Below are 1,192 nucleotides of genomic sequence, written 5' to 3' on the forward strand. Positions count from 1 at the left end.
ATTGGCTACCTTGGACGCCCTTCTAAGTGTCAAGTGGATACTGTGCTTTGGTTGATGACGCTATTTCGCCTCTGGATGATGCCGTAGACCTCCCGTGCGATGTAACGCTTTAGGCACCGGATTGCTTCCAGCTTTGAATGTCCCTCTGAGAGACGTCGACTGACATAAGCCTGGGTTCGAGCGTCCGTCCGAAGCCGTCCAATAGCGATGATATGGAGCGCACTGTTTGCGGCGCGATCACCACCTCGATTCAGCCGATGTCGGGTGACCTTGCCTGAAGAGGCCTGGACCGGGCTAACCCCACATAAAGCAGCGAAGCTAGACTCTGAGCGGAAACGATCACTGTTGTCGCCTGCTGTCAGTAGAAGCTGAGCAGCGGACTCGTAACCAATGGCATTTCGGGCAACCAGCTCTGGGGCAAGATCATCAACCAAGGCTGCAATCATCACATCCAAATCCGCTATCTCGTCATGCAGTTCGAGATAACGCCGCCCCAGCGACTTCAGAGCAATCCGGTAGGCGGACGTGACCTGACGATAGCTTGATAGATCTGGACGCCATGCTGCCAGCGTTCTAATCAATTGCATGCGGGTCAACGTGCGTAATGACTCACGCAGATCATCAGGCGCACTAACGATAGTGTTCTGGATCAGCTGTAAGGTAACGCGCCTAGCTTGTATGGCCGTCTTACGACACACTTTGAGCACGCGTAACGATTCGACCATGCCGTCTCGTTTTTTTGGGGTAACTGTACGAACGCCTGCGAAAGCCGCATGTGCCGCATTTCCGGCATCAAGGGTGTCATCTTTGCCCCGCTTGCGCCTATCACTTTTATCAGGCGCAGTAACTTCAAGAACGGTGATCCCAGCCTGTTCCAAGTAGCGCAATAGGCCTGCACCGTACGTACCTGTGCACTCGATGCCCACTCGAACCACTTCACCAAACGAGCGCATCCACGTCAGCATTTGTTTGTAACCCTGACGAGTAGTCGCAAAGCTCTCACTGGCCAGGATACGATCCTGCTCGTCTACGACTGCGGCGACGTGCAGGTCTTTATGGGTATCTACACCGCCTACGACCTGTCTCGAAACACTGCTGATTTTGGCGTTGGGCATGACTGGTCACTCCGGTTCACCGATTACGAACAGAGCCGCTTCAACCGGACACCTGGACAAGACAGTAAAGTGACGTG

General features: G+C 54.1%; 1 protein-coding gene. It reads right to left on the bottom strand.

Going from position 1 to position 1,192, the window contains the following annotated elements; translation table 11 throughout:
• Positions 1–29: 29 nt before the first annotated feature.
• Complete coding sequence (locus BM116_RS18565) at positions 30–1,115, bottom strand: IS110 family RNA-guided transposase (protein WP_079744078.1); 1,086 nt, start codon at positions 1,113–1,115, stop codon at positions 30–32.
• Positions 1,116–1,192 lie beyond the last annotated feature (77 nt).

Origin of the sequence: Halopseudomonas pachastrellae (assembly GCF_900114765.1) — a bacterium.
Classification (GTDB): domain Bacteria; phylum Pseudomonadota; class Gammaproteobacteria; order Pseudomonadales; family Pseudomonadaceae; genus Halopseudomonas; species Halopseudomonas pachastrellae.